The organism is Vibrio sp. 1288, from assembly GCF_033344475.1.
Genome location: NZ_JAWPOX010000283.1, coordinates 1 through 863 on the forward strand (window position 1 = coordinate 1; position 863 = coordinate 863).

Sequence of the window (863 nt, forward strand, 5' to 3'; positions counted from 1 at the left end):
TGAATGGGCGTACAGTACCGATTGCGGGTCGAGTATCAATGGATATGCTGACGGTAGACTTAGGTCCTGATGCCACAGATAAGGTCAGTGACGAAGCGATTCTTTGGGGTAAAGAATTACCTGTCGAAGAGGTTGCGAATCACATTGGTACGATAGCTTATGAGTTGGTGACCAAATTGACGCCTCGTGTCGAAATGGAATATACCAAGTAATCCATGAATAAACGAATCACCTCAATGCTGGCACTTTCTGCCAGCATTTTTTTGTCTGCTCCGGCGCTAAGTTCAGAGAAAGACTCAGCCTTTGTCCCGTTCTATTTCAGTACCGATACGTTGGGCAGTACCGTTGGAGTTGCGGGGGTTGCTAAAGGGGTTGGTCAGCCTCAAGCTGCACTATTTGGTATGGGGCTGTATTCGGAGAAAGACAGCTATATTGGTTTCCTCTCTGCATTTAATTATGCGCTCTCCCCCAATGTGCTGTTCAGTACTCAGATGTACCAAGCTCGTTTTAATGACAGTCCCTATTACTTAGGTGAGCAAGGCGATAACAACTCGTCGTTTGAATCTCAGACGATCACAAACAGTGATGAGCAAAAGTATAAGTTCGAATTCAAATACCTGTTGCCGTGGGGCGCGGTGAAAGATCATGGTTTGAAAGGCGCGTTTCTACCCAGCCGCGACGTTCGCTATGCATCGCCTTTGGCGTCGGGCGTTAGCTCTATCCTGCTGACGCCTTTTTATTCATCACGAGCGTTGGATGTATACAATGATAGGAAAGAGCAAGCTTACGGTTTTACATTGGGTTTTGATTGGGACAACCGCGATAGCGCACGTAACACGACCCGAGGCTCGCATACCTCTTTG

1 protein-coding gene and 1 pseudogene are annotated in these 863 nt (G+C 47.4%); both read left to right on the plus strand.

The window, feature by feature from the left end:
* Positions 1-212 (plus strand): alanine racemase C-terminal domain-containing protein (locus R8O11_RS26245; protein ID WP_318194744.1); only part of this gene is annotated, 212 nt, incomplete at its 5' end.
* Positions 213-215: 3 nt separating this feature from the next.
* Positions 216-863, plus strand: a pseudogene (locus tag R8O11_RS26250) (hypothetical protein); the annotation flags it as partial.